The 23,030-nt window shown below is 75.0% G+C and carries 22 protein-coding genes and 1 pseudogene; 8 read left to right on the top strand and 15 right to left on the bottom strand.

All coding sequences use genetic code 11. From position 1 onward, the window contains the following. Positions 1 to 31: 31 nt before the first annotated feature. Complete coding sequence (locus BMY40_RS11720) at positions 32 to 853, top strand: SDR family oxidoreductase (protein WP_093658385.1); 822 nt, start codon at positions 32 to 34, stop codon at positions 851 to 853. Between the two features lie 94 nt (positions 854 to 947). Here the strand turns inward: BMY40_RS11720 and BMY40_RS11715 are convergent, their stop codons facing one another. The 8 genes from BMY40_RS11715 to BMY40_RS11680 all read right to left on the bottom strand — a co-directional run bounded on the left by BMY40_RS11715 (position 948) and on the right by BMY40_RS11680 (position 8,952). Continuing rightward, a complete protein-coding gene (locus tag BMY40_RS11715) occupies positions 948 to 2,075 on the bottom strand; it encodes a cytochrome P450 family protein (protein WP_245770019.1) in 1,128 nt (375 codons plus the stop codon). Further along, positions 2,039 to 3,508, bottom strand: a complete 1,470-nt coding sequence (locus BMY40_RS28570) for a cytochrome P450 family protein (protein WP_245770018.1) — start codon at positions 3,506 to 3,508, stop codon at positions 2,039 to 2,041. Before BMY40_RS28570 ends, BMY40_RS11715 begins: the two co-directional genes overlap by 37 nt. Next, on the bottom strand, positions 3,505 to 4,116 hold the full coding sequence (locus BMY40_RS11705; protein WP_093658381.1) for a GTP-binding protein: 612 nt from the start codon (positions 4,114 to 4,116) through the stop codon (positions 3,505 to 3,507). The genes BMY40_RS28570 and BMY40_RS11705 overlap by 4 nt, the downstream gene beginning before the upstream one ends. Next, positions 4,094 to 4,456 carry a DUF742 domain-containing protein gene (locus tag BMY40_RS11700; RefSeq protein WP_093658379.1) on the bottom strand — a complete coding sequence of 121 codons (363 nt, stop codon included), beginning with the start codon at positions 4,454 to 4,456 and terminating at the stop codon, positions 4,094 to 4,096. The genes BMY40_RS11705 and BMY40_RS11700 overlap by 23 nt, the downstream gene beginning before the upstream one ends. Continuing rightward, positions 4,453 to 4,863: a roadblock/LC7 domain-containing protein gene (locus BMY40_RS11695; RefSeq protein ID WP_093658377.1), complete on the bottom strand. Its 411-nt coding sequence runs from the start codon at positions 4,861 to 4,863 to the stop codon at positions 4,453 to 4,455. The genes BMY40_RS11700 and BMY40_RS11695 overlap by 4 nt, the downstream gene beginning before the upstream one ends. Further along, a complete protein-coding gene (locus BMY40_RS11690; protein WP_177213968.1) occupies positions 4,860 to 6,248 on the bottom strand; it encodes an ATP-binding protein in 1,389 nt (462 codons plus the stop codon). Before BMY40_RS11690 ends, BMY40_RS11695 begins: the two co-directional genes overlap by 4 nt. Positions 6,249 to 6,635: 387 nt before the next feature. Then, on the bottom strand, positions 6,636 to 8,366 hold the full coding sequence (locus BMY40_RS11685) for a DUF885 domain-containing protein (RefSeq protein ID WP_093658375.1): 1,731 nt from the start codon (positions 8,364 to 8,366) through the stop codon (positions 6,636 to 6,638). Between the two features lie 103 nt (positions 8,367 to 8,469). Next, on the bottom strand, positions 8,470 to 8,952 hold the full coding sequence (locus tag BMY40_RS11680; RefSeq protein ID WP_093658373.1) for an Lrp/AsnC family transcriptional regulator: 483 nt from the start codon (positions 8,950 to 8,952) through the stop codon (positions 8,470 to 8,472). A 59-nt stretch (positions 8,953 to 9,011) separates the two neighbouring features. Here BMY40_RS11680 and BMY40_RS11675 point away from each other — a divergent pair, with 59 nt between their 5' ends. Then, positions 9,012 to 10,283 carry a trans-sulfuration enzyme family protein gene (locus BMY40_RS11675; protein WP_245770017.1) on the top strand — a complete coding sequence of 424 codons (1,272 nt, stop codon included), beginning with the start codon at positions 9,012 to 9,014 and terminating at the stop codon, positions 10,281 to 10,283. Here BMY40_RS11675 and BMY40_RS11670 read toward each other — a convergent pair. The 3 genes from BMY40_RS11670 to BMY40_RS11660 all read right to left on the bottom strand — a co-directional run bounded on the left by BMY40_RS11670 (position 10,231) and on the right by BMY40_RS11660 (position 14,063). Next, the gene (locus tag BMY40_RS11670) at positions 10,231 to 11,727 is read right to left on the bottom strand and encodes a GNAT family N-acetyltransferase (protein WP_093658371.1); all 1,497 of its coding nucleotides are present in this window, start codon (positions 11,725 to 11,727) and stop codon (positions 10,231 to 10,233) included. The genes BMY40_RS11675 and BMY40_RS11670 overlap by 53 nt on opposite strands. Before the next feature lie 119 nt (positions 11,728 to 11,846). Continuing rightward, positions 11,847 to 12,413, bottom strand: a complete 567-nt coding sequence (locus BMY40_RS11665) for a DUF1990 domain-containing protein (RefSeq protein WP_093658369.1) — start codon at positions 12,411 to 12,413, stop codon at positions 11,847 to 11,849. Between the two features lie 60 nt (positions 12,414 to 12,473). Continuing rightward, entirely contained in the window at positions 12,474 to 14,063 is a 1,590-nt protein-coding gene (locus BMY40_RS11660) for an alkaline phosphatase D family protein (protein ID WP_093658367.1), read from the bottom strand. Positions 14,064 to 14,428: 365 nt separating this feature from the next. On the opposite strand from BMY40_RS11660, the gene BMY40_RS11655 reads away from it, so the two are divergent. The 4 genes from BMY40_RS11655 (at position 14,429) to BMY40_RS11640 (ending at position 16,675) form a co-directional block, all read left to right on the top strand. Then, positions 14,429 to 14,866: a roadblock/LC7 domain-containing protein gene (locus BMY40_RS11655; protein WP_093658365.1), complete on the top strand. Its 438-nt coding sequence runs from the start codon at positions 14,429 to 14,431 to the stop codon at positions 14,864 to 14,866. A 17-nt stretch (positions 14,867 to 14,883) separates the two neighbouring features. Continuing rightward, complete coding sequence (locus BMY40_RS11650) at positions 14,884 to 15,681, top strand: DUF4388 domain-containing protein (RefSeq protein WP_093658612.1); 798 nt, start codon at positions 14,884 to 14,886, stop codon at positions 15,679 to 15,681. Positions 15,682 to 15,718: 37 nt separating this feature from the next. Continuing rightward, positions 15,719 to 16,153 carry a roadblock/LC7 domain-containing protein gene (locus tag BMY40_RS11645; RefSeq protein ID WP_093658364.1) on the top strand — a complete coding sequence of 145 codons (435 nt, stop codon included), beginning with the start codon at positions 15,719 to 15,721 and terminating at the stop codon, positions 16,151 to 16,153. Positions 16,154 to 16,300: 147 nt separating this feature from the next. Continuing rightward, entirely contained in the window at positions 16,301 to 16,675 is a 375-nt protein-coding gene (locus BMY40_RS11640) for a hypothetical protein (protein WP_093658362.1), read from the top strand. A gap of 133 nt (positions 16,676 to 16,808) precedes the next feature. Here the strand turns inward: BMY40_RS11640 and pdxR are convergent, their stop codons facing one another. Beyond that, a complete protein-coding gene (gene pdxR, locus BMY40_RS11635; protein ID WP_425443101.1) occupies positions 16,809 to 18,326 on the bottom strand; it encodes a MocR-like pyridoxine biosynthesis transcription factor PdxR in 1,518 nt (505 codons plus the stop codon). A gap of 47 nt (positions 18,327 to 18,373) precedes the next feature. On the opposite strand from pdxR, the gene BMY40_RS11630 reads away from it, so the two are divergent. Continuing rightward, the gene (locus BMY40_RS11630) at positions 18,374 to 19,411 is read left to right on the top strand and encodes an EamA family transporter (RefSeq protein WP_093658358.1); all 1,038 of its coding nucleotides are present in this window, start codon (positions 18,374 to 18,376) and stop codon (positions 19,409 to 19,411) included. Between the two features lie 109 nt (positions 19,412 to 19,520). On the opposite strand, the gene BMY40_RS11625 is transcribed toward BMY40_RS11630, so the two are convergent. Further along, on the bottom strand, positions 19,521 to 20,270 hold the full coding sequence (locus tag BMY40_RS11625; RefSeq protein ID WP_093658356.1) for an SDR family oxidoreductase: 750 nt from the start codon (positions 20,268 to 20,270) through the stop codon (positions 19,521 to 19,523). Positions 20,271 to 20,482: 212 nt separating this feature from the next. On the opposite strand from BMY40_RS11625, the gene BMY40_RS11620 reads away from it, so the two are divergent. Beyond that, on the top strand, positions 20,483 to 21,226 hold the full coding sequence (locus BMY40_RS11620; RefSeq protein WP_093658354.1) for a GntR family transcriptional regulator: 744 nt from the start codon (positions 20,483 to 20,485) through the stop codon (positions 21,224 to 21,226). A 30-nt stretch (positions 21,227 to 21,256) separates the two neighbouring features. Here the strand turns inward: BMY40_RS11620 and BMY40_RS11615 are convergent, their stop codons facing one another. Both BMY40_RS11615 and BMY40_RS11610 read right to left on the bottom strand, forming a co-directional pair. Continuing rightward, on the bottom strand, positions 21,257 to 22,411 hold the full coding sequence (locus BMY40_RS11615; RefSeq protein WP_093658352.1) for an ROK family protein: 1,155 nt from the start codon (positions 22,409 to 22,411) through the stop codon (positions 21,257 to 21,259). Between the two features lie 165 nt (positions 22,412 to 22,576). After that, positions 22,577 to 22,951, bottom strand: a pseudogene (locus BMY40_RS11610) (helix-turn-helix transcriptional regulator); the annotation flags it as partial. Positions 22,952 to 23,030 lie beyond the last annotated feature (79 nt).

The following is a 23,030-nucleotide window of genomic DNA, read 5'->3' as shown; positions in this document are numbered from 1 at the left end:
CCACCGCGGTGCGCCGCGAGGATGACGGATCATGACCCACGAAGCGCCCCACCGCGACCCCCTGCCCCTGCTCGGCCGCACCGCCCTGGTCACCGGCGCCTCCCGCCGGGCCGGGATCGGCTACGCGATCGCCCGCCGGCTGGTGGCGTACGGCGCGAGCGTCCACCTCCACCACCACATCCCCCACGACGCCGGACAGCCCTGGGGAGCGGACCCGGACGGCCCCGAGGCGCTCGCCGCGGACCTGCGCACGCTCGCCGCCGACGGCGCGGCCGTCACCCACAGCCCTGCCGACCTCACCGCCCCCGGCGCTCCCGCGGAACTCGTCGCCACCGCGGCCGGGGCCCTCGGCGGACGGCTGGACGTCCTGGTCGCCAACCACGCCCTCAGCGGCCGCGACGGCACGCTCGACGAGATCGACGCGGACATGCTGGACGCCCACTGGGCGGTGAACACCCGCTCCACGGTGCTGCTGGTCCAGGCGTACGCGCGCCGCCGCGGCGAGGGGCAGGACGGCGGCCGGGTGGTGATGACCACCTCCGGCCAGGACCGGGGCGGCGGCATGCCGGGCGAGATGGCCTACGCGCTGGCCAAGGGGGCGCTGGCCTCCGTCACCCGGAGCCTGGCGACCGCCCTGGCCCGCCGGGGCGTCACCGTCAACACGGTCGACCCCGGCCCGGTGGACACCGGTTACGCCACCGGCGAGACCCATGCGTTCATCGCCTCCCTCTTCCCCGGCGGGCACTGGGGGAGGCCGGACGACCCGGCCAGGCTGGTCGCCTGGCTCGCCACCGACGAGGCTGCCTGGATCACCGGCCAGGTCATCACCTCCGACGGCGGCTTCAACCGCTGACGCCGACGGGGCGGCGCACCGGCGGGTCGGCGCGCCTGCGGGCCGCCGGGCACGGAGCCCGGCGGCCCGCAGGCGCGGAAAGGTTCCGGCGGCTTCAGGCGACGGGCTTGAGATGGACCGGCAGGGACCGGTGGCCGTTGGCGATGAACGATGCCTGGGGCACGGGCCCCTCCACCCCGGAGGCCGGCCGGATGTCCGGGAAGCGCTCGAAGAGGGCGGGGAGCGCGACGGCCGCCTCCATACGGGCCAGGGGCGCGCCCAGGCAGAAGTGCACGCCGTAGCCGAACGCCAGATGCTCCCGCTCGGTGCGGGTGAGGTCGAAGGCGTCGGCGTCCTCGCCGTGGAGGGCGGGGTCGCGGCCCGCGGCGCCGAAGGCCAGGATGATGGGCTCGCCCCTGCGGATCCGCACGCCGTCGAGGTCGATGTCCTCCACCGCGTAGCGCAGGGGCATGTGCATGATCGGGCCCTCGACGCGCAGCGTCTCCTCGATCACGTCGTCCCAGCTCGCCTTCCCCTCCCGTACCAGGGCGAGCTGGTCGGGGCGGGTGATCAGGGCGTGGACGGCCTTGGCGATCAGGTTGACGGCCGTCTCGCTGCCCGCGCCGATCATCAGGACGAGGGTGCTGATCAACTGGTCCTCGTCGAACGCGAAGTCGCCGTCGCGGGCGGCGATCAGCTCGGTGGTCATGTCGTCGCCCGGCCGGACGCGCTTGACGTCCGCGAGCGCGCGCATGCAGGCCCACATCTCGGCGTAGGCCGCCCGCGCCTCCTGGGGGGAGGCGCCGGTGTTCAGGACGGCGTCCATGACCCGGCGGGTCCAGGCGCGCATGTCGGCGGGGACGCCGAACAGCTCGCAGATCACCTCGTTGGGGATGATGTAGGCGAACTCCGCCCGCAGGTCGACCGGTTCGCCCGGATCGGCGGTCTCCAGAGAGGTGATCAGCCCGTCGACGATCTCCTGGACGCGGGGGCGCAGCGCCTCGGTTCGGCGGGGGGTGAAGGAGGGGGCGATCATGTTGCGCAGCCGGCGGTGCTCGGCGCCGTAGCTGGTGAAGGCGCTGACCACCCGCACCCACACGTTCAGCGACCAGTCCTGGGGTATTCGCTCCAGCTCCGGCCAGTGCTGCCGCGGATCACGGGAGACGCGCCGGTCGCCGGCCAGGCGCCTGATGTACTCGTGCCCGGTCACCGACCACGCGACCACCCCACCGGGAAGCTCCACCCGCGTCGCCGGCCCCTGGGCGCGGAGGCGGGCCGCCTCGCCGTGGAGGTCGCGTCCCGTGGGGTCGAGGACGGGGATGTCTGGTGATTCCATGGCTGGCCTCCGGATGTCGTGTCGGACGGTGCGGGGGTGTGCACGGGCGTGGAGCCGGACGCGGAGAGTGCCGGGAAGGTCACCGGCAGCGCCGACAGGCTACGGTGGAAGGGCCCCGGCCGCCAGGTCAGTTCGGAGGCCGGGACGGCCAGCGCCACATCGGGCAGCACGTCCAGCAGCGTCTCGATGGCCACGTCGGTGATGATCTCCGAGACGCCCTGCGCGGGGCACACGTGCGGCCCCGCGCCGAACGCCAGATGGGCGTGGTTGGCGGACCGGCGGTCACCGCCGCCGTCGCGCGGCTGCTGGGTGTTGGCCGCCGCGTGGCTGATGAGCACCGGGACGCCCGGGGGGATCAGCAGCCCGGCGCCGGAGTCGTCGCGCAGGTCGTACTCGTTCGTGGCGTAGTGGAAGCAGAAGTTCGCCATCGGCGACTGCTCCCACAGCACCTCGTTGAGCGCGTCGGAGACGGTGAGGCTGCCGCCGGAGAGGTCGCCGGCGAACCGGTCGTCGGTCAGCAGCAGCATGATGGAGCTGGAGATCCAGGCCGACTGCGGCACGGTGCCCGCGCCGATGAGGACCACCAGCTGGTGGATCATCTCCTCGTCCGACAGCTTCAGCGGGTGGTGCAGCAGCCAGGAGGTCACATCGGCGCCGGGGGAGCGGCGCTTGGCGGCGACGAGCTCGCCAAGGCAGCGGGCCAGGTCCTCGCTGCCCTGCTGGGCCGTGGCGGGCTCGGCGTCGATCATCCGCGCGCAGGCCCGGGACATCCGGCCCGCCAGCGCGTCGTCGCAGCCGAAGAGCTGGGTGAACACCAGCGCCGGAAGCCGCTCGGCGTACTGGGAGACCAGGTCCGCCGAGCCGGCGGGGCCGAACTCGCCGATGAGCGCGGTCGCGCTGCGCTGCACGAAGGCACGCACGCGGTAGGAGTCGACGCGGGCCAGCGCGTCGTCGACGGTCCTGCGCAGCCGCAGGTGCCGGTCGCCGTCGGCGAACAGCAGGCTGGGCCGGAAGCCCATCATGGGGACGACCTGGTTGTCCATCGGGATCAGCCCCTGGTTCAGGGCCGTCCAGCGGCGCGCGTCCTTGCTGAACCGCGAACTGCGCAGCACCTCCAGCGCCGCGCCGTAGTCGGTGACCACGATCGCGGGGACGCCGGGGGCCAGCTCCACCCAGCTCGCCGGGCCCTGCGCGCGCAGCCCGGCGTAGGTGGCCTCCGGGTCGGCGGCGAAGGCGGGGCCGTACAGCCGGGGCAGACCGGCGGCGGGTGCGCCCGGGGGCCGGTGGGCGGGGCAGCCCGGCGGGGGAGCCGTGTTGGGGCCGGAAGGCGGGGTCGTCACGAAACGTGCTCCTGGTAGTGGGTGCGGACGTGCTTGACCAGGGCGATCAGCGCCCGTGCGGCGGAGGCGCGGTCCCGCGCGTCGCAGTCGACCAGGGGGGTCTCGGGCCCCAGGTCGAGGGCCTCGCGGAGCTCCTCCTCGGGGAAGCGCGGTGAGTCGGGGAAGGAGTTGAGGGCGACCGCGTACGGCAGGCCGTGCCGCTCCACCGTCTCCATCGCGTCGAAGGAGGCGTCCAGGCGCCGGGTGTCGGCCAGCACCAGGGCGCCGTAGGCGCCGAGGGCCAGCTGCCGCCACACCGGGGCCACCCGCATGAAGCGCTGCTGGCCGGGCGCGCCGAACAGGTACAGCACCAGCTCGGGGGAGAGGGTGAGGCGGCCGAAGTCCATCGCGACGGTGGTGGTCCTCTTGTCCTCCACGCCCTTCAGGTCGTCCACCAGCGCACCGGCCTGCGTCATGACCTCCTCGGTGCGCAGCGGCTCGATCTCGCTGACCGCGCCGATCAGCGTGGTCTTGCCGACGCCGAACGGTCCGACGACCAGGAGCTTGGCGGCGGTCTGGACGGTGTCGCGGACGTAGACACCGCCGTCAGAGAATGTTGTTGAGGCCATCCAGGACCTTCTCCAGGACGTCGAGGTCGGTGGGCCGGGCCACCGGCGGGGGCTTGCGTGCGACCATGTGGCCGCTGTCGATCAGGTCCGCCAGCAGGATGGTGGTGACGGACACGGGCAGCCGTACGTGGCCGGCTACCTCGGCCACCGACAGATAGCCGCCCCGGCAGAGCCGGACCATCCTCTGCTGCTCGGGCTCCAGTTCGGCCACCGGCCGGTCCCCGGTCGCGGTGACCAGGGTGACCAGTTCCAGGGCGTGGGTGTTGCGGCTGGGCCGGTTGCGGCCGCCGGTGATGACGTACTGCCGGACCAGGTCCGTGCGTACGCGGCGGGGGGTCATGTCGGGCCGCCCGCGTCGTGGCGGGGCTCGCTGGCCATCTGCCCGCCGAGCTGGGCCACCAGCTGGTGCATCCGGAAGCCGACGGCCTCCACGTCCGCCGCGCCGGAGGTGCCCACGGCCAGGAAACTCCCGTCGCCCGCGCGGATGGTGATGACGTATCCGTCGCGGAACTGCGTCAGGCTCTGCTCCCAGGAGTCCGGTTCGGAGCGGCACAGCCGGGCGCTGGCGCTGGAGGTGGCCTGGACGCCGGCCAGCGCGGCGGCGGTCTGCTCGGCGGTGTCCCGGTCCAGGCCCGGGGTGCAGGCCCGGACCAGGCCGTCCCCGGAGACCAGCAGGGCGTCGTGGACCTCGGGCTGGTCCATGATCTGTCCCAGCATCCAGGCCAGCTTCTCGTTGTCGAAGATCATGTCTCGGTGTTCCCTTCAGACCCGTCCGGCTCGGATCCTCCGGACGTCGGCGTGGTGCGCTGGGCGGCCCGTGCGGCACGGGCGAAGCCGCCCAGGGCGGCGGCGGAGTCCCGCGCCGAGCGGCCGGCGGCCGGCGGCTCGGCGGACCGGGGCGCGGGGACGGAGGGTGGTGGCGCGTCGGCGGTGCGCCGCCGGCGTTTGGGCAGTCCGCCCGCGGTCGTCGCCCCGGCCGCCCCGGTCGCGTCCCCCGCCGCCGCGCCGGTCGCCGCGCCGGTCGCCGTTCCGGCGGACGGAACGGCGGCCGTTCCGTCCGCGTCGGAGGAGGCGCCGGTGTCCGCGGGCGGGGAGCCGGACGAGCCGAGCGAGGCCACCGGCCGGCCCGGGGACGGGTCGGTGAGCAGCGAGCTGGGCAGGAACGCCACGGCCCGCACACCGCTGTAGGGGGACTTGGTCACCGACACCTCGAACCCGTACCGGCTGCTCAGCATGCCGATCACGGCGAAACCGAACTTCGGGGGGTCGCCGAGCCGGGTGACGCTGACGGCCCCCTGACCCGACAGCAGGCGCTGGGCCCGCTCCCGCTCGCCCGGCTGGAGGCCCACGCCCTTGTCGTCCACGATGACGGACAGCCCGTTGTGCGCGCGTTCGAACTGCACCAGCACCTGGGTGTCCGGGTGCGAGTAGCGGGTGGCGTTCTCCAGCAGTTCGGCGAGCGCGAGCACCAGACCCTCCACGGCCCGCCCCACGACGGCGCGGTCCCCCTCGTCGTGGAAGATCCTGACGCGCCGGAAGTCCAGGATGCGGCTGACCGCGCCCCGCACCACGTCGCTGAGCGGGGTGGCGTTGTGCTGCCGGCCCGGGTACGAGCCGCACACCACGGTGATCGCCTGGGCGCGGCGCAGGATCTGGGCGGTGGCGTGGTCGACCACCTGCAGATCGCCCAGCACCTCGGGCGAGTCGTGCTTGCGGAGCATGTCGGTGACGGCCATCTGCTGCTTGTTGGCCAGTGCCTGGAGGGTGCGGGCCACGGACAGCAGCGTCGCCTGGGTCATCTGCGCGGTGCGGCCCTCGGCGTCGGTCAGGGCACCTACGACCTGCTCCTGGAGGTCGTCGAGGTGGCGGGCGAACGGCGTCCCGGCCAGTTCCGCGGAGACCGGCGGGAGGTCCGGCACCGGCTGCCGGTCGCTGACGGCCTGGACGGTCGCCGGCAGGCTCACCCCGGCCAGCCGGGCCAGCTCGGCGTCCCGCGCCCGGCTGCCGGAGCGGGCTTCGGACAGTTGCGTCCGCAGCCCGCGGATCAGACGAGCCTGGCGTACCGCCACCGGCGTGAGGGCCACGGCCAGCCCCGAACCGAACAGACTCGCCACGGTCGTTATATCGGTCATCAACTTTCCTCGCGGACGCGTCGTTGCGGGAAGAAACGGTCAAACCGCCGGGTGGTGCCGACCGGGGTAACCGCGGGTCGCGTGCGACGACAGCGTAGGGCCCGGGCCCGCGAGGGGGAGGGGAAATGGCCAGGCTGTGGCCCTGTGGGCGATCATCTGATATGGCGTCGGGCCGGAGCGCCGGAACGGTGCCCGGAGCGGGCCGGTGACGCTTTCCGCAAACCCGCTCTGTACGCCGGCAACGTGTCGAAAGCGTGACAGCGCGGTGGCGGGCGCATGGCGGCGGGACGAGGGGGCCGCGGCCGGCCGCCGGTCACCGGCCGCCGCAGGGCGCGCGGCGGATGTCCGCGCGCCCTGCGGAGCGCCGCAGGGCGCGCGGAGTGCGGCTCAGAGCGCGGAGAGCTCCGCCACCAGGTCGTCCAGGCCCAGCGAGCCCAGGGACAGCGCGTCCATGTGCCACCTTCTGGCGTCGAAGGCGTCGCCGTGCGCCGCGCGGGCGGCCGCGCGCCCCTTCAGCCAGGCGCGTTCGCCCAGCTTGTAGCCGATGGCCTGGCCGGGCATGCCCAGGTAGCGCACCAGTTCGCTCTCGACGTGGTCGGCGGGCAGGCCGCTGTGCATGCCGAAGAACTCCTGGGCCAGCCGCGGTGTCCACCGCTCGCCGGGGTGGAAGGGGGAATGGCTCGGGATCTCCAGCCCCAGGTGCATGCCGATGTCCACGATGACCCGGACGGAGCGCATCATCTGCGCGTCCAGATAACCCAGCCGCAACTCGGCGTCGTGCAGGAAACCGAGCTCGTCCATCAGCCGCTCCGCGTACAGCGCCCAGCCCTCGGCATTGGCGCTGACCATCCCCACCGACGTCTGGTAGCGCGAGAGCCGGCCGGCGACGTACGTCCACTGGGCGAGCTGGAGGTGGTGGCCGGGGACGCCCTCGTGGTACCAGGTGGTGACCAGCTCGTAGAGGGGGAAGCGGGTCCGTCCCATCGCCGGCAGCCAGGTGCGGCCTGGCCGGGAGAAGTCCAGCGACGGCTCGGTGTAGTACGGCGCGGCGGCGCTGCCCGGCGGGGCGATCATGGACTCCACGCGCCGGACCGGTCCGGCCAGGTCGAAGTGAGTGCCGTCCAGCTTCTCGATCGCCTCGTCCATCAGCTCCTGGAGCCAGACCCTGGTCTCCTCCACGCCCTCGATCGCCCGGCCGTGCGTGTCGAGGTGGCGCAGCGCCTCCCACGGGGTCGCGGCGCCCGGCAGGACCTTCTCGGCCTCCGAGCGCATCTCGGCGTGGACGCGGTGGTACTCCTCCCAGCCGTAGGCGTACGCCTCCGCAAGGTCCAGGTCGGTGCCGTTCCAGTAGCGCGCCCACCGCCTGTACCGCTCGCGGCCCACGGTGTCCGGCGCGCCGTGGACGGCCGGGGCGTAGGTGTCGCGCAGCCAGTCGCGCAGGCCGGCCACCGCGCCGGCGGCCGCGGCCGCGCCCCTGTCCAGCTCGGTGCGCAGGGACTCGGGACCGCCGGCGGCGAAGGAGGCGAACCAGCTCCGGCCGCCCTCCGCGCCCAGCCACTCGCCGAGCTGCCCGATCACGGTGCCCACCTGGCGCGGACCGGCCGGAAGCCCGCCGGCCAGGCCCTTGGCCAGCGAGGCGCGGTAGCCCTCCAGAGCGGCCGGCACGGCCGCCATCCGCCGGGCGACGGCCGCCCAGTCCTCGTCGGCCGCGGTCGGCATGAGCGTGAACACGCTGCGCACCGAGTGCACCGGGGAGTGGAGGTTGCTGACGGCGCGCAGCCCCTCGCCCGCCTCGTGCACGGCGAGTTCCGCGGTCAGCCGCTCGCGCAGCAGGCGCGCGCAGCGCCGTTCGGCGTCGCCGTCCCCGCCGGGCCGCCGCTCGGCCTCGGCGAGCCGCTCCAGGGTGGTGCGGCCCAGGACGGCCACGGCCTCCTGGCCCTCGGGGGAGAAGTCGGGCAGCTCTCGCGGACCGCCGGGGAGACCGAGGTAGGTGCCGAGGACCGGATCGAGTGCGACCAGGTCGTCGACATAGGCGTCGGCGACCCGGCGGGGCAGGGGCGCTGTGCCGGGCGCGGTGCCGTGCGCGGTCCCGGATGAGGTGTTCGTGGCATCGGACATGGGCCTCATCCTGGTACGGCGGCGCCCGCCGGGCCATGGGGAACGCCGCCGGGGAGGCGGCTTCCGCCATCGCGGGACCGGGCCGGCCGCCGGAGCGCCCCGGTCAGCCCGGCCGCTCGGGCGGCAGCAGCGGGCCGCACGTCCACTGCTGGAAGATCAGCCGCGTCTCGACCCGGGCGACCTCCCGGCGCGAGGTGAACTCGTCCAGCACCAGCCGCTGGAGATCGGCGGTCCCGGCGACCGCGACATGGACGAGGTAGTCGTCGGGACCGGTCAGGTGGAACAGTGCCCGCGACTCCGGCAGCGCTCGGACGCGCTCCACGAACGGTCCGATCAACTCCCTTCTGTGAGGCCGGACCTGTACCGAGAGGAAGGCTTCCAGAGGCCTTCCGAGTTTGGCCGGATCCAGTCGTAGCGCGTGGCCGAGGATCACCCCGCCGCGACGCAGCCGCGCCACTCGGTCCAGACAGGTCGAGGGGGCCACGCCGACGGCGGCCGCGAGATCGCGGTAGGTGGTCCGGGCGTCGTTCTGCAGAAGGCGCAGAATCTCCAGATCGACCGGATCGAGAACGACTGAATCGGACATTCGCCGAACATAGCACGGCTGTTTTCCGCTACACGCCGGTAGTTGTTCAGCATCACCGCATGACCCACCAGGACAGCATGGACACGACACCGCTGGCCGCCACCCGAACGCTGGCCACCGAGGCCGTGCACGCCGGACGCGAGGACCTCGCCGCCCTCGGCCTGCACGCCGCCCCCCTGGACCTGTCCACCACCTACCCCTCCCGCGACAGCCGGGCCGAGGCCGCCCGGCTGGACGAGTTCGCCGCCACCGGCGCCGAGCTGGAGGGCCCGCCGGTCTACGCCCGGCTCGGCAACCCCACCGTGGCGCGCTTCGAGACGGCCCTGGCCCGGCTGGAGGGCGCGGAGGCGGGCGTCGCCTTCGCCAGCGGCATGGCGGCCCTCACCGCGGTTCTCCTGGCCCGCGCCGCCCAGGGGCTGCGGCACGTCGTCGCGGTCCGGCCGCTGTACGGCTGCAGCGACCACCTGCTCACCGCCGGGCTGCTGGGCACCGAGGTCACCTGGACCGATCCGGCCGGCATCGCCGACGCCATACGCCCCGACACCGGCCTGGTGATGGTGGAGACACCGGCCAATCCCACCCTGGCCGAAATCGACCTGAAGGCCGTGGCGCACTCCTGCGGCTCCGTGCCGCTGCTGGTCGACAACACCTTCGCCACGCCCGTGCTGCAGCGGCCCGTCGAGCACGGCGCCCGCATCGTGCTGCACAGCGCCACCAAGTACCTGGGCGGACACGGCGACGTCCTCGGCGGCGTCGTCGCCTGCGACGAGGAGACGGCCCGCGAGCTGCGGAAGGTGCGCTTCGCCACCGGCGGCGTACTCCACCCGCTCGCCGGCTATCTGCTGCTGCGGGGCCTGTCCACCCTGCCGGTGCGGGTGCGGGCGCAGTCGGCCACGGCCGCGGAACTGGCCCGGCGCCTGGCCGGCGACCCGCGGATCGCCCGGGTGCACTACCCGAGGCTGGGCGGGGCCATGGTCTCCTTCGAGGTGCACGGGGACCCGCACGAGGTGATCGCGGGAGTCCGGCTGATCACCCCGGCGGTCAGCCTCGGCAGCGTGGACACCCTCATCCAGCACCCCGGGTCCATCAGCCACCGCATCATCGGCGAGGACGACCGCCGCACCGGCGGGATCGGCGAGAGGCTGCTGCGCATGTCGGTCGGTCTGGAGGACGTCGAGGACCTGTGGAACGACCTCGACGCGGCGCTCGGCTCCGTCCGGGGAACCGGAGGCGGAGCCGAACGCCGCGTCGGGGGAGCCGGGAACGGCGCCGCGGGCGTCAGCGCGGCTCCGGCTCGACGGCTGCCGGAACCGGGACGAGCCGGGCGGTGATCACCAGGGTGCCCTCCTCGACCTGGTAGTCCAGCGGCAGCCCCAGGCCGCGCATGGCCGCCACCATGCCGGTGTTGTGCGACTGCGTCACGGCGTAGACGCTCTCGCACCGCGCCTCGGCGGCCATCGCCACCAGACGGCGCAGCAGTTCGGCGCCGATGCCGCGGCGCTGCCAGACGTCCTCGACGAGGAGGGCCACCTCCGTCTCGTCGCCGTCCCACATCAGGTGGCCGAGCGCCACCAGTTTCCCCGAGGCCGTCTCGGCCGCCAGGGTGCGGCCGAAGCGGGGGCTGAGCAGGTGGTCCAGATAGCGGTCGGCGTCCCCGACCGGACCGTGGTAGCGCGCGGCCAGGGTGCGCGCCGAACAGCGCCGGTGCATCGCGCGCGCGGCCTCCAGGTCGGAGGTGTCCGCCCGCCGTACGGTGATCTCGTTCCCCTCCGGGAGCGTGAGCGTCTCACGGCGGCGCGGCATCCGGCCCGCCGACCCCTTGCCGGCGCCGGGCCCGGCGGTTCCGGAAGGGCGGGGGTCCGGCTGGGCGTCCAGCCGTGCGTCCAGCTCGACCAGGGCACGGGCCCGGGCGAACTCGGTCGGGGTGAAGGGCAGGTGGGGGCGCTCCACGACGATCGTCCCGCCGCGCGGATCGCGCATCCGGATCACCGTCCCCTCCAGCACACCGTCCTCGGGGGTCTCCTCCCCGCGCCGCTCCCCTCCCGGCTGCCCGCCCGCCGTCCGGGAGGGCACCGAGCGGATCGTGCAGCGGCCGAGCAACTGGCGGAGCGCGAGCGGGAGTTCGGCACTGTCCAGCGCGGTACGGGTGGCCAGGCCAAGCACCCGGGTGGGGGTGTCCACCAGATCGTGTGCGTCGGCCCGCTCCAGCCAGGTGTCCCGTCCGCCCGCCGAGGCCACCGCCCGGCCCAGCTCAGCGGCCTCCAGTGCGCGGGGTGCCCGCAGCAGGAACTCGTCCACCGTCACCTCGCCCAGCGGATGCGTCTGGAGCCCGATGACGTCCACCCGCAGCTCCGCCAGGACGGTGCACAGCGCGGCGAGCGATCCGGGCTCCTCCCGCACGGTGGTGCGCAGCCGCCACAGCACCGGCGGCTCCTGCGAGGCGGCCGCGGAGGCGGTGGAGGCCGCGGAGGCGGTGGGGTCCGCCCCGCCCGCCGGGCCTCCGCCGGGATCGGGCGGCGGGTGGTGGTGGCGCCGCGCCCACCAGGTGTGGATTCCGGCCGTGGCCAGCAGGGCGGCGGCGGACAGGACCAGCAGCACCGGGCCGTCCGGCCCGTGCGCCACCGTCTTGGCGATGCTGTCGGCCACGGTCACGGCCGTGAACAGCGCCGCCAGTTCGACCAGGTCGTGCCGCCAGTGGTGCGGGCCGCGGGCCCTGCGGCGGAGGGCGCGGCGAGCGGTGCGGCGGTCTGCGCGGTGCGGGGAGGATTCGGTCATGCGGCCACTCTCGCCGACCGGTGTTGCGTGATCACGAACGGTTTGTGACCGATGGGTTAAGGGCCTTCTGGGAACCATGCCCTTTTTCGCCGGTTTCGCCGGTTTCGCCGAGCGCTCCGTCAGGCACGGGGGCGGCGCGAGGCGCGGGAGAGCCTCCGCAGCACCGCCCCGCACCGCCGGGCGTACAGCCGCTGGAACAGCGGGACGAGCGGCCCGGCGGCCCGCGCCCACCACACCTCGGGGCGGCTGAAGGCCCGTACCTCCAGCCAGACCGCCCCGTCGTCGTCCAGTTCCACGACGAACGCCTCCTCGCCGCTCTCCGGGTGCCCCGGCAGCGTCCCGTAGCCGAAGCCCGCCCGCCGCTCGCCGTCCGCCGTCCACACCACCCGGCACGGCGCGTGGATCCTCAGCCTTCCGGTGCCCAGGCCCACCACCACGCGCACCCCGGGCTCGGCGCGCGGGGAGGCGGTGGCCATCCCCACGCCCATGGCCCGGTGCATCCGCCAGGTCAGCACGGCCCGCCCGGCGGCCAGGAAGACCTCCCGGCCCGAGCCGAGGCGGGTGCGCACCCGCAGCCGCCCGAAGCCCGGCGGGTAGCCGGACGGGTCCCCCTCGCGGGTGGCGCCCGCCCCGGCGTACGTCAGGCCGGCCGCGGGGTCGTCCGTGCGGTCGTCGCTCGCGTCCATGGGCGCAGCGTATTGCGCCGTATCGCGCCGTGGCGCGCCGGACCCATGGACGCCCGGGCCCTACTGCCCCACGAGACCGGGACGCAGCACCTTGGTGAACAGCACCGCGCCGCCCTCCTCGCGCAGCCGCACCGTCAGCTCGCCGCTGTCGCCGTCGATGTCCACCTGGCCGTAGAACTGGTAACCCTCGCTCGGCGGGACGTTGCCGCGCTCGGGCGCCTTGACGAAGACCCGCTCGGGGCCGAAGGTGCCGTCCAGCGCGCTCGCCGGGAAGGCCCCGGCGTTCAGCGGCCCGGTGACGAACTCCCAGAACGGCGCGAAGTCCCCGAACGCCGCCCGCGCCGGGTCGTAGTGCTGGGCCGAGGTGTGGTGCACGTCCGCGGTCAGCCACACCGTGCCGGTGATCCGCCGGTCGCGGACGAACCGCAGCAGTTCGGCGATCTGCAGCTCGCGCCCCAGCGGCGCGCCCGGGTCGCCCTGCGCCACCGCCTCGACGTCCGCGCCGTCGGAGACGACCAGCCCCAGCGGCATGTCCGAGGCGATCACCTTCCACACCGCGCGCGAGCGCGCCAGCTCCCGCTTGAGCCAGGCCAGTTGCTCCGCGCCCAGCACACCCTGTGGGTCGGAGGTCTGAAGGCCGCGGGAGTTGGCGTTGCGGTACGTGCGCATGTCCAGCACGAAGACGTCCAGCAGCGGGCCGTGGCGCACCACCCGGTAGATCCGCCCGTCGCGGTCGCGCCGCGGCGAGGACAGGGGGAAGTACTCGCCGAACGCCCGCCGGGCCCGGGCCGCCAGCACGTCCACGCGCCGCTCGGTGTAGCGGGCGTCGGTGAGGATCTCGCCGGGATACCAGTTGTTGACCACCTCGTGGTCGTCCCACTGCACGATCGAGGGAACCTGCGCGTTGAAGCGCCGCAGCGACTCGGCCATGAGGTTGTAGCGGAAGTTGCCCCGGTACTCGTCGAGGGTCTCGGCGACCTTCGCCTTCTCCTCGGTGACCACGTTGCGCCACGTACCGCCGCCGGGCAGCGCCACGGTCTCGGCCAGCGGGCCGTCGGCGTAGACGGTGTCGCCGCTGAAGAGGAAGAAGTCCGGGTCCAGCCGGGCCATCTCGTCGAAGATCGGATAGCCGCCGCGGTCGGGGTTGATGCCCCAGCCCTGCCCGGCCAGGTCGCCCGACCACACGAAGCGCACCCCGTCCCGGCGCCGCGCGGGGGCGGTGCGGAAGGTGCCGTGGACCGGCTCGCCGGTGCGCCGGGGGTCGTCGGGGTCGGCCAGTACCACCCGGTAGTGGATCTGCCGGCCCGGCGGCAGTCCGTGCAGCGCCGTCGTCCCGGTGAAGTCCGTGTCCGGCCCCAGCAGGGGACCGTGCCAGCGGCGCGCGTTGCGGAAGGACTCCGTGGCGGAGGTCTCCACCAGCATCCGGGCCGGGCGGTCCGAGCGCACCCACACCAGGCCGGACGTGGCCGTCACGTCCCCGGTCTGCACCCCCCAGCCGGCCCTCGGCCGCCCCGACAGCGCCAGCGCGGGGGCGGCGGCCGGTCCCAGCGCGGCGGCCGGCAGGGACAGCGCGGCCGAGGCCGCCAGCGTGCCGCGCAGAACCGAGCGCCGTGCGGGCGCGGCGCTCTCCGGTGATTCCTGTTGTGCCATGGGCGGACAGCCTCCTGAACGTCGGGCGGAGCGGGTCGTACGGCCGGTCATGGTGGCCTCGCGAGGCGAACGGAGGGGAACCGCTCCGCCGCGTGCCGACCTGTTCCGGGTAAACGCGGCGGTGCCCGTCCGCGCCGGCATCCCGCGCCGGGCGGATGCCGGAGCGGACGCCGGAACAGGCGCCGGGCAGGCGGGCGGAGAGCGACGTGAAAATGACAAGTTCATTTGCCACTCGAACAGTACGTCGCTTCCACGGTCGGAATCGATCAAATGTGCCCGGAACGGGTGACACGATGCGTAATCTCATCGTCACTTCCGCACCACCGGTGGGTGCGTCCGCGCGTCGAGCAGGAGGGGAGCCGCGCGTGCCCGGAATCGACGAGTGCCTGCTCGAGGCCATGACACTGCCCGGCGCCCGCGGCGCCGCCGTGGTCGACTGGACCAGCGGGCTCGCGCTCGGAGCGGTGGGCGAGCCGTCGTGCGGAGACCACGAGACGACCGCCGCCGAGACTGCCGAACTCGCCCGCACGGCGGCCGAGCACACCGCGTTCGCCGGACCCGGCGGCTCCAGGAGCGCAAGCGGCGACGGGGAGCCGGGGAGGGAGGCGGAGCCCGGTGCGGGAGAGCCGGTCGAGGACCTCATCGTCACCACCCGCGACGGTTACCACCTGCTGCGCTTCATCGGGCAGCAGGTCTTCGACGGCAGCCTCTTCATCCATCTGTGGCTCGACCGGGAGGACGGCAACCTCGCCCTCGCCCGCATCCGCCTGCGCCACCTCTGCGAGCGGCTGGTGCTCGCGTGAGGGCCGCCCTCTCCCCGATGCTCGGCCATCTCGCGGCGCGGCGGGCCACCGGGGCGCTGCTGCGCGGCAACGGGACCCTCTACCTGCGCGACGGCGAGGTGGTCCACGCGGAGAGCCCCGTCTCCCCGGGGCTGGAGGTGCTGCTCACCCTCGGCGGCAGGCTCCCCGCCGAGGGGTGGCGGGAGGCCGTGGAGCGGGCGGGGGCCCGCCGGCAGGTCGCACGCTTCCTGGTCGACAACGGCCGGCTGACCCGGGGCGAGCTGGAGGTCTACCACCTGGGCGCGCTGTACGACGCGGCCTTCTTCGCCCTCGCCCCGGGCAGCGGACCGGCCCGGTTCCGCAGCGGCCTCTCCCACTGGCTGGGGCCCGTCCGTCCGGTCCCGGCCGGGGACCTGCAGCGCGAGGTCCTGCGCCGCAGAAGGCTGCTGGAGGACCTGTGGCCGCACCCGGAGGTGGACACCGCCCCGGTGGTCCGGACGCGGGAGACCGGCTCTCCCGCCCCGACCCGCAGGCAGTGGGCCGTCCTGGAACTGGCGGACGGGGTGCGCACCCCCGCCGGCATCGCGCGCCGGCTCGGCCGCCCGGCCTTCCACGTGCTGATCGACGTACGGCGGCTGGCCGCCGCCGGGCACATCCGGACGCCCGCCCCCGCGACGGCGCCCCCCTCCCGGGCCCCGTCGGCACCGGTGACCCGGGTGCCAGGGTCCCTCCCGCTCCCGTCCCCCGCGTCCGCCGCCCGGACCCCGGAGATGTCCGCCGACCCGGACATCGCCCTGCTGCTCCGGATCCGCGATGCCCTGGAGGCGCGCCTGTGATGCACCGAACCGTTCCCGCCGGCCCCGGAGCCCTGCCGTGAGGCGCGCGCTCAAGCAGTTCGCCGGGCTGCGGCAGCCCGCCGCGGCCGACCCGGAGGTGCTGCGCGAGCTGCGCGTGCTGCGTTCCCGGGTCCCCCATCTGACCGGTGCCCTCGCGGTCGGCACCGGGGGCGTACTGCTCGCCGAGGACGCCCCCGGAACACAGGCCGCCGCCCTGGCGGCGCTCACCGCCGCCGCCCTTGCCGACGCGCTGCGGCTGGCGGACACCGCCGACCGGGGGCACTTCCGCGAACTGCTGGTACGGGGGGAGAAGGGCTACGTCGCGGCCTACGCGGCGGGCCCCGCCGCCGTCCTGGCCGTCCTGGCGGAGCCGCGCGCCAACGTGGGCCGGATCCACCTGGAGGCCCGCCGGACCGGAGCGCGCATCGCCCGCCTGGCCGCGGGCGCGGACGAACGGCCGGAGGACGACTGAGCCGAGCCGAGACCACCGGCGCCACCCGGCCGCCCGCCCGGCCATCCCGGCCCCGCACCGCGGGCGAACCCGCCTGCGGTCACCCGATATGTCAACGAAAGACCGGAACGTGCACCGCGGTGCACGCGGAAAGGAAGTGCGACAGCCATGGCCAACGTCGAAACCTCCCTCAAGGAAGCGATGACCGCCATCGAGGGCTCCCTCGGAGCCGCCCTCGTCGACTACACCAGCGGCATGGCGCTGGGCACCGTCGGAGGGGGCAAGGACCTCGACCTGAACGTCGCCGCCGCCGGCAACACCGACGTGGTCCGCGCCAAGGTGCGCACCATGGAGATGCTGGGCCTGAAGGACGAGATCGAGGACATCCTGATCACCCTCGGCGGGCAGTACCACCTGATCCGCCTGCTGAGGGGGCGCGGCAACAACGGCCTCTTCCTCTACCTGGCCCTGGACAAGACGCGGGCGAACCTCGCCATGGCCCGGCACCAGTTGCGCAGGATCGAGGCGGAGCTGGAGATCTGACACGGCGGCGGACCCTTCGGGCGCGCACGGCGGTCCGGCACTCGGGGGAGGCCGCGTGAGACCGCGGACGGGCCGGGGGAGGGCGGCCGCTTTTCCTCACAAGCCCTCTCCTCCCCTCGCGAGCCCTCCCTCCTCATGGGCTCAGGGCCGCCTCGGCCAGCAGCCGTACGCCGTGCGCGATCCGGTTCGGCGTCAGATGGGCGTAGCCCAGCACCAGCCGCACGCGCCCGTCGTCCTCGCCGTCGCTCCCCGGCGGCGAGGACGACGGGCGCGGCGGCAGGTAGTCGGACAGCGGCCGCACCGCCACCCCCGCCCGGGCCGCGCGGGTGAGGAGGCGCTCCTGCGGGCCGCACCGGTGCGGCAGCGCGGCGATGACGTGGAGCCCCGCGGCGATCCCCGTCACCTCCGTGCCCCCGATGTGCTCCGCCAGGGCCCGCAGCAGTGCGTCGCGCCGCTGCCGGTAGGCGCGTCCGCAGCGGCGCAACTGCCGGTCGTACTCGCCGCGGGCGATGAAGTCGGCCAGCAGAGCCTGGTCCAGCACCGGATGGCCCAGGTCCATGGTCCGCTTGCGCTCCACGATCTCCCCGGTCAGAGCGTCCGGCGCCACCAGCCAGCCCAGCCGGAGCCCCGGTGCGAGGGACTTGCTGACCGACCCGGTGTAGGCGACCCGCCGGGGGTCGAGCCCCTGGAGCGCGCCGACGGGCGCCCGGTCGTAGCGGAAGTCGCCGTCGTAGTCGTCCTCGACCAGCAGCCCGTCCACGTCGCGGGCCCAGGCCAGCAGCGCCGAGCGGCGAGCGGCGGAGTAGGCGATGCCGGACGGGAACTGGTGTGAGGGGGTGAGCACCGCGGCCCGCGCTCCCGAGGCCGCCAGCTCCCCGGGGAGCAGTCCCTCCGCGTCCATGCCGACCGGCACGGTGCGCAGCCCGGCCGCCGCGAACAGCGCCGCGTGTTCGAAGCTTCCCGGAGCCTCCACCGCCACCGTCCACCTCCCGCGTTCGTTCAGGGTGAGGGCCAGGAGCGTCATCGCCTGCGCCACGCCCGAGCAGATCACCACCCGCCCGGGATCGGCGGCCACCCCGCGCCGCCGAGTCAGCAGGGCGGCCACCGCGGACCGCAGTTCGGGCAGCCCGCGCGGATCGGGGTAGCCCAGGGCGTTGTGCGGCAGGCCGGCCAGCGCCCTGCGGTGGGCGGCGGCCCAGGCGGTACGCGGGAACAGTGCCGGGTCGGGGGAGCCGGGCCGGAAGTCCACGGCCGGCAGTGCCGTACGCTCCCCGGCGGGCGGGGCACCCGCCGGGGCGTCGCGCACGGCGCTGCCCACCCAGGTGCCCGAACCCCGGCTGCTGGTGAGATAGCCCTCGGCGGTCAGCTGCTCGTACGCCTCGGTGACCAGGCCCCGGGAAACCCCCAGGTCGGCGGCGAGTTCGCGGCTGGAGGGCAGCCGGGCGCCGGGCGCCAGCCGACCCGAGCGCACCGCCTCGCGCAGCCGGGCCTGGAGCGCGCGCCCGCGCTGCCGGGGCGGGGCCGAGGAGACGGGGAGCAGCAGCCCCCACGCCGCACCCCCGCCGCGCCCGGCGCCCGGCTCCGCGCCCTGCCCCGCCTCGTCCCCGCCCCGGTCCCCGTCTTCGCCGGAAGTGGTCCCCGTAACCGTCACGGAAGTGGACCTTAAACCGGACCGCACCGCTTCCTAGCGTCGATCTCATGACCTCCCCCTCCTCCGTCCCCTCCTCCGGCCCTTCCACGGCCGCGCGCCGCCGCGGCGCCCTGCTCGCCGCCGTCGCCTGCTGCCTGGTCGGCGCATCCTTCACCGCCAACAGCGTGCTCGGCGACTACCCCCACGCCGGGGGCCAGGCCCTGCGCTACGGCCTGGCCTGCCTGCTGCTCCTGCCGCTGCTCGGACGCGGCGCGCAGGCTCCCCTGCGCCTGCTGACGGCACGCCAGTGGGCGCGCCTCGCCCTGCTCGCCGCCGTGGGGATGGTCGGCTTCAACCTCGCCGTACTGGCGGCCGAGCGGACCGCCGAGCCCGCGGTGCCCGGCGTACTGGTCGGCTGCGCGCCGGTCGTCGTGGCCGTGGTCGTCCCCGCCCTGGACGGACGCCGGCCCGCGCGCCCGGTGGTCCACGGGGCGCTGCTGGTGGCGGCCGGCGCCCTGGCCGTACAGGGCTGGGGCCGCACGGACGCCGCCGGACTGCTGTGGTCGGCCGCCGCGCTGGCGGGCGAGGTGGGGTTCGCGGTGATCGCCGTCCCCCTGGTGCGCCCGCTGGGCGCCCGGCTGCTGTCCGCGGCGGCCTGCGCCCTGGCGGCGCTGGAGGCCGCGCTGCTCGGTGTGGTGCTCGACGGCCGCGCCTGGCTGCGGATGCCGGACCCGGCCGAGGCGGCGGCGCTGCTGTGGCAGGCGGTCGTCGTCACGGTGGTCGGCTTCGTCTGCTGGTACGCGGGCGTCCGCCGCATCGGTGCCGAGCGGGCCACGCTCTTCTCCGGGCTCATCCCGGTCTGCGCGGCGCTGACCGCTCCGCTGGTGGCCACCGGCTCCTACGGCTGGGCACAGGCGGGCGGCAGTCTGCTGGTCGGGGCGGGGGTCGCGCTGGGCGCGGGCGCCCTGGCCCGCCGCCCGGCCGCGCCGGAGCCGGAGGGATCGGCGGGGTCACCCGAACCGTCCGGGACGCCGGCGGCACCGGAGGAGCCCGGGGAAGGCGTGCCCGTGCCGGAGCGGACCACCGGCCGGGGGCATCCGGGATGACCCGCCCGGCCCCGGACCGCCCTCGACCGGTACGGGGCCCGCCCGGCCGCCCGGCGCACCGGCCGACGCACCGTTCGCGGGCGCACTGATCCGCCGCCCACGGCCGCCGCTAAATTCCGCCGCTCACCCGCAGCACGGCCCCGGTGGTGTAGGACGCCTCCGGAGACATCAGCCAGGCGACCGCGCCCGCCACCTCCTCCGGCTCTCCGGGGCGGCCCATCGGGATCACCTCGGCCTTGCGCCAGGGCCGCTGCGGATCGCCCATCGTGGCGTGCATGTCGGTGAGGATCGCCCCGGGCTGGACGGAGTTCACCCGCACCCCGTCGGGCCCCAGCTCCTTGGAGAGCCCGACGGTCATGGCGTCCAGCGCCGCCTTGGCCGCGGCGTAGTGGACGTACTCGCCGGGACTGCCGAGCGTGGCCGCGCACGAGGAGAGGGTGACGATCGAGCCGCCGGAGCCGCCGTACCGCGTGGACATCGCCAGGGCCGCGCGCCGGGCGCACAGCAGTGTGCCCATGACGTTGACGTCCACCACCCGGCGCATCACCTCGGTGGAGGTCTCGGTGAAACGGCCCAGCGGGCCGGTGATCCCGGCGTTGAGGACCGCGCCCGTGACCGTGCCCAGCCGCCGGGCCGCCTCCTCGAAGAGGGCGTCGACCTCGCTCTCCACACTGGTGTCCAGCCGCACGGTGATCGCCTCGGCGCCCTCGGCGCGTACCGCCCGCGCCGTCTCCTCGGCCGCCTCGCGGGAGTGCTGGTAGCCGACCGCGACGCGGTGCCCGTCCCTCGCCAGCCGCCGGGCGACGGCCGCTCCGATTCCGCGGCTGCCGCCGGTGACGACCGTGACCCGCTGCTCCATGCCCGCCCTCGCCCTCTCGTCGCCCTCTTGCCGTTCCCGTCGATCTCTCGTCGCTCCCGCAGCCGCTTCCCGGCGGCCCGGCTCGGCACGCTAGCGGGTCGGATTGGTCTTGACCAAATGGGCCGCCGCTCCCTAAGGTCGGCATACGCAACAACCTTTAAAAAAGAAGCGCGCATAAATTCCGACGGAACACGGCGACTGCGGAGGCAAGGGTGGGGACCACGCGACTGGAGACGGTGCCGGAGCCGAAGTACTGGCACCTCAAGACCGTGCTGTCGGAGGCGCTCGACTCGGAGTTCGCGGTGGGGGAGATCCTGCCGAACGAACGGGAGCTCGCCGCGCGCTTCGGCGTCGCCCGCGCCACGCTCCGTCAGGCCCTGGAGCAGCTCGAGCTGGAGGGCCGCCTCCAGCGCCGCCGCGGGGTCGGCACCACCGTCGCCCCGCCGCGCGTCGGCGTCGACGTGAACCCCGTCCGGCACAGCTGGCCCGGCGCCCCGGGCGACGCCTGGCAGACCGAGGACTGCGAGGAGACCGCCCCGCCGGTCGCGGTGGCCGGGGCGCTCGGCGCGGAGGCCGGCCGGCCGGTGTACGCCGTCCACCGCGTCCGCATGGCCCACGGCCAGGCGGTCGCCACCGAGACGCTCTACGTACCGGCCGCTTCGGTGCCCGGGATGTCCGGCATCGGGACCGAGGCGGGAGCCGCCCGCGGCCGTGCCGTCCTCCGCGAGCTGAACCGCCTCGAACTGGGCGGCCAGGACCGGGCCGTGGAGCTCGGCTCCGCCCGGGCGGAGGACGCCAGGCGGCTCGACCGGCTGCCCGGCGCGCCCGTCCTCGTCGTCACCACCCGCTACCTCGCCGCGGGCGGCACCGCCGCGGTCGCGCTCTCCACCTACCGGGCCGACACCTGCCGCCTCACCTTCGGCGACTCCGCCGGGGTCTCGCTGCTGGCGAGCTGAACCACGCGCCGCGCGCCCGGTGGCGGGACGTCAGCGGGCGACGGCGCCCTCCACGGTGAACAGCTCCTCCTCGACGTGGTCGAGCGCCAGCCGCAGCGCGCCGGTCGCGATGGCCTCCCCGCCCAGCAGGGACAGCGCGACCCGCGGCGGCCGCAGGCAGTAGCGCTCCAGCTCGCGGCGGAGCGGGTCCAGCACACCGTCCAGTCCGGTGGCCCAGCCGCCGACGACCACCAGCTCCGGATCCAGGGCCAGCACCAGCGCGGCCACATCGTGCACCAGCCGCCGTATGAACCGCTCGACGGCCTGCCGTGCCCGCTCGTCCCCCTCGCGCGCCAGCGCGAAGACCCTCGCCACCGCCGCCTCGTCCAGTGGGTGCAGCGGCTCGCCGGTCGTGGACAGCAGATGTTCGGGGGTGGCCTCACGCCCCAGCAGGTGCAGTGCGCCGATCTCCCCGGCCGCGCCGCCGAATCCGCGGTGCAGCCGCCCGCCGATCAGCGAGCCGGCGCCCGGGCTCAGCCCGGCCAGGACGAACACCGCGTCGTCCACGCCGACGGCCGCGCCCTTCCAGTGCTCGGCCAGCGCGGCGGCGTTGGCGTCGTTCTCCACCAGCACCGGGCAGCGGAAGGACCGCCGCAGCCGCTCGCCCAGCGGCAGGCCGGTCCAGCCGGGCAGCGCCGTGCACAGCCGCACCGTGCCGTCGGCCTCCACGATCCCCGGGCTGCCCACCCCCACCGCGCGCAGGGTGCTGCGCGGCACCTCGCAGGTGCGCAGCAGTTCGGCGACCACGGCGCGCGCCCGCTCCAGCCGCTCGTCGGCCGTCGCCTGTTCGGAGACCGCGCGCCCGACCGTGCCCAGCCGCCGCCCGCACAGGTCGGAGAGGACGGCGGCCACCCGGTGCGGGCCGATCTCGATACCGAGCAGATGGCCGGCCTCGGCCCGGAAGCGGTAGCGGCGCGCCGGCCGTCCCTGCCGCCGGACGTCACCGGAGGCGACGGCGGCCTCGGCCGCCAGCCCGGCCTCCACCAGTTGCTCCACCACGCCCTCGACCGTCGGCCGGGACAGCTCCGCGACCTGGGCCAGATCGGACAGCGTCGGTGGGCCGTCGGCGGCGCGCAGCGCGCGCAGGACGACGGCGGAGTTGATCCTGCGCAGCAGGGAGGGGTCCCTGCCGGTGAGCCGCCCCAACGTCCGCCTCCTGGGAAGTGCGCATGTGTGGGCGGATCGTATCCGGTGAGCGCGGGAGGAGCGAGAGCCGGGTGAGGTGCTCGGGGACGGCGGGCACCGCCCCGGGGCGGGTCTGCGACCGGCCCGAGCCCGACCCGCGGCAGGCCGGGCGCGGCGGCCCGCAGCTCAGCCCGGCGTGATGAAGCCCGACTCGTACGCCGTGATCACCGCCTGGGTCCTGTCGCGTGCTCCCAGCTTCGCCAGCACCGAACTGACATGGGACTTCACCGTCTCGCCGCCCAGCACCAGCCGACCCGCGATCTCCGCGTTCGACAACCCGCCGGCCATCAGCCGCAGCACCTCCCGCTCCCGTCCGGTCAGCGCCGCCCGCTCCAGCACCCGCCGGGCGCTCTCGTTGCCGCGCCCCGCGGCGAGTCGCCGTACGGCGGCGGGAAAGAGCAGCGAATCGCCTTCGGCGACCAGCCGCACCGCATGCACGATCTCCGCGGGGCGCGCCCGCTTCAGCAGGAAGCCGTTCGCTCCGGCGCGCAGCGCCTCATAATTGAATCATGCAGTTCACGGGCGAGCCGGCTGTGCTCCAGCAGCCGCTCGGTCCGCTCCTCGCGCTACCGGACGAGGA

This window comes from Streptomyces radiopugnans (genome assembly GCF_900110735.1).
GTDB lineage: Bacteria > Actinomycetota > Actinomycetes > Streptomycetales > Streptomycetaceae > Streptomyces > Streptomyces radiopugnans.
Note: the sequence above shows the minus strand (reverse complement) of the source record. Positions and strands in the feature narration are given on the sequence as shown.

Excerpts from the sequence above, each read along its gene's own strand:
- BMY40_RS11720 (WP_093658385.1), top strand. The coding sequence starts at position 32 with ATGACCCACGAAGCGCCCCACCGCGACCCCCTGCCCCTGCTCGGCCGC.
- BMY40_RS11705 (WP_093658381.1), bottom strand. The coding sequence starts at position 4,116 with ATGGCCTCAACAACATTCTCTGACGGCGGTGTCTACGTCCGCGACACC.
- BMY40_RS11700 (WP_093658379.1), bottom strand. The coding sequence starts at position 4,456 with ATGACCCCCCGCCGCGTACGCACGGACCTGGTCCGGCAGTACGTCATC.
- BMY40_RS11695 (WP_093658377.1), bottom strand. The coding sequence starts at position 4,863 with ATGATCTTCGACAACGAGAAGCTGGCCTGGATGCTGGGACAGATCATG.
- BMY40_RS11690 (WP_177213968.1), bottom strand. The coding sequence starts at position 6,248 with ATGACCGATATAACGACCGTGGCGAGTCTGTTCGGTTCGGGGCTGGCC.
- BMY40_RS11685 (WP_093658375.1), bottom strand. The coding sequence starts at position 8,366 with ATGTCCGATGCCACGAACACCTCATCCGGGACCGCGCACGGCACCGCG.
- BMY40_RS11680 (WP_093658373.1), bottom strand. The coding sequence starts at position 8,952 with ATGTCCGATTCAGTCGTTCTCGATCCGGTCGATCTGGAGATTCTGCGC.
- BMY40_RS11675 (WP_245770017.1), top strand. The coding sequence starts at position 9,012 with ATGACCCACCAGGACAGCATGGACACGACACCGCTGGCCGCCACCCGA.
- BMY40_RS11670 (WP_093658371.1), bottom strand. The coding sequence starts at position 11,727 with ATGACCGAATCCTCCCCGCACCGCGCAGACCGCCGCACCGCTCGCCGC.
- BMY40_RS11665 (WP_093658369.1), bottom strand. The coding sequence starts at position 12,413 with ATGGACGCGAGCGACGACCGCACGGACGACCCCGCGGCCGGCCTGACG.
- BMY40_RS11660 (WP_093658367.1), bottom strand. The coding sequence starts at position 14,063 with ATGGCACAACAGGAATCACCGGAGAGCGCCGCGCCCGCACGGCGCTCG.
- BMY40_RS11650 (WP_093658612.1), top strand. The coding sequence starts at position 14,884 with ATGCTCGGCCATCTCGCGGCGCGGCGGGCCACCGGGGCGCTGCTGCGC.
- BMY40_RS11640 (WP_093658362.1), top strand. The coding sequence starts at position 16,301 with ATGGCCAACGTCGAAACCTCCCTCAAGGAAGCGATGACCGCCATCGAG.
- BMY40_RS11630 (WP_093658358.1), top strand. The coding sequence starts at position 18,374 with ATGACCTCCCCCTCCTCCGTCCCCTCCTCCGGCCCTTCCACGGCCGCG.
- BMY40_RS11625 (WP_093658356.1), bottom strand. The coding sequence starts at position 20,270 with ATGGAGCAGCGGGTCACGGTCGTCACCGGCGGCAGCCGCGGAATCGGA.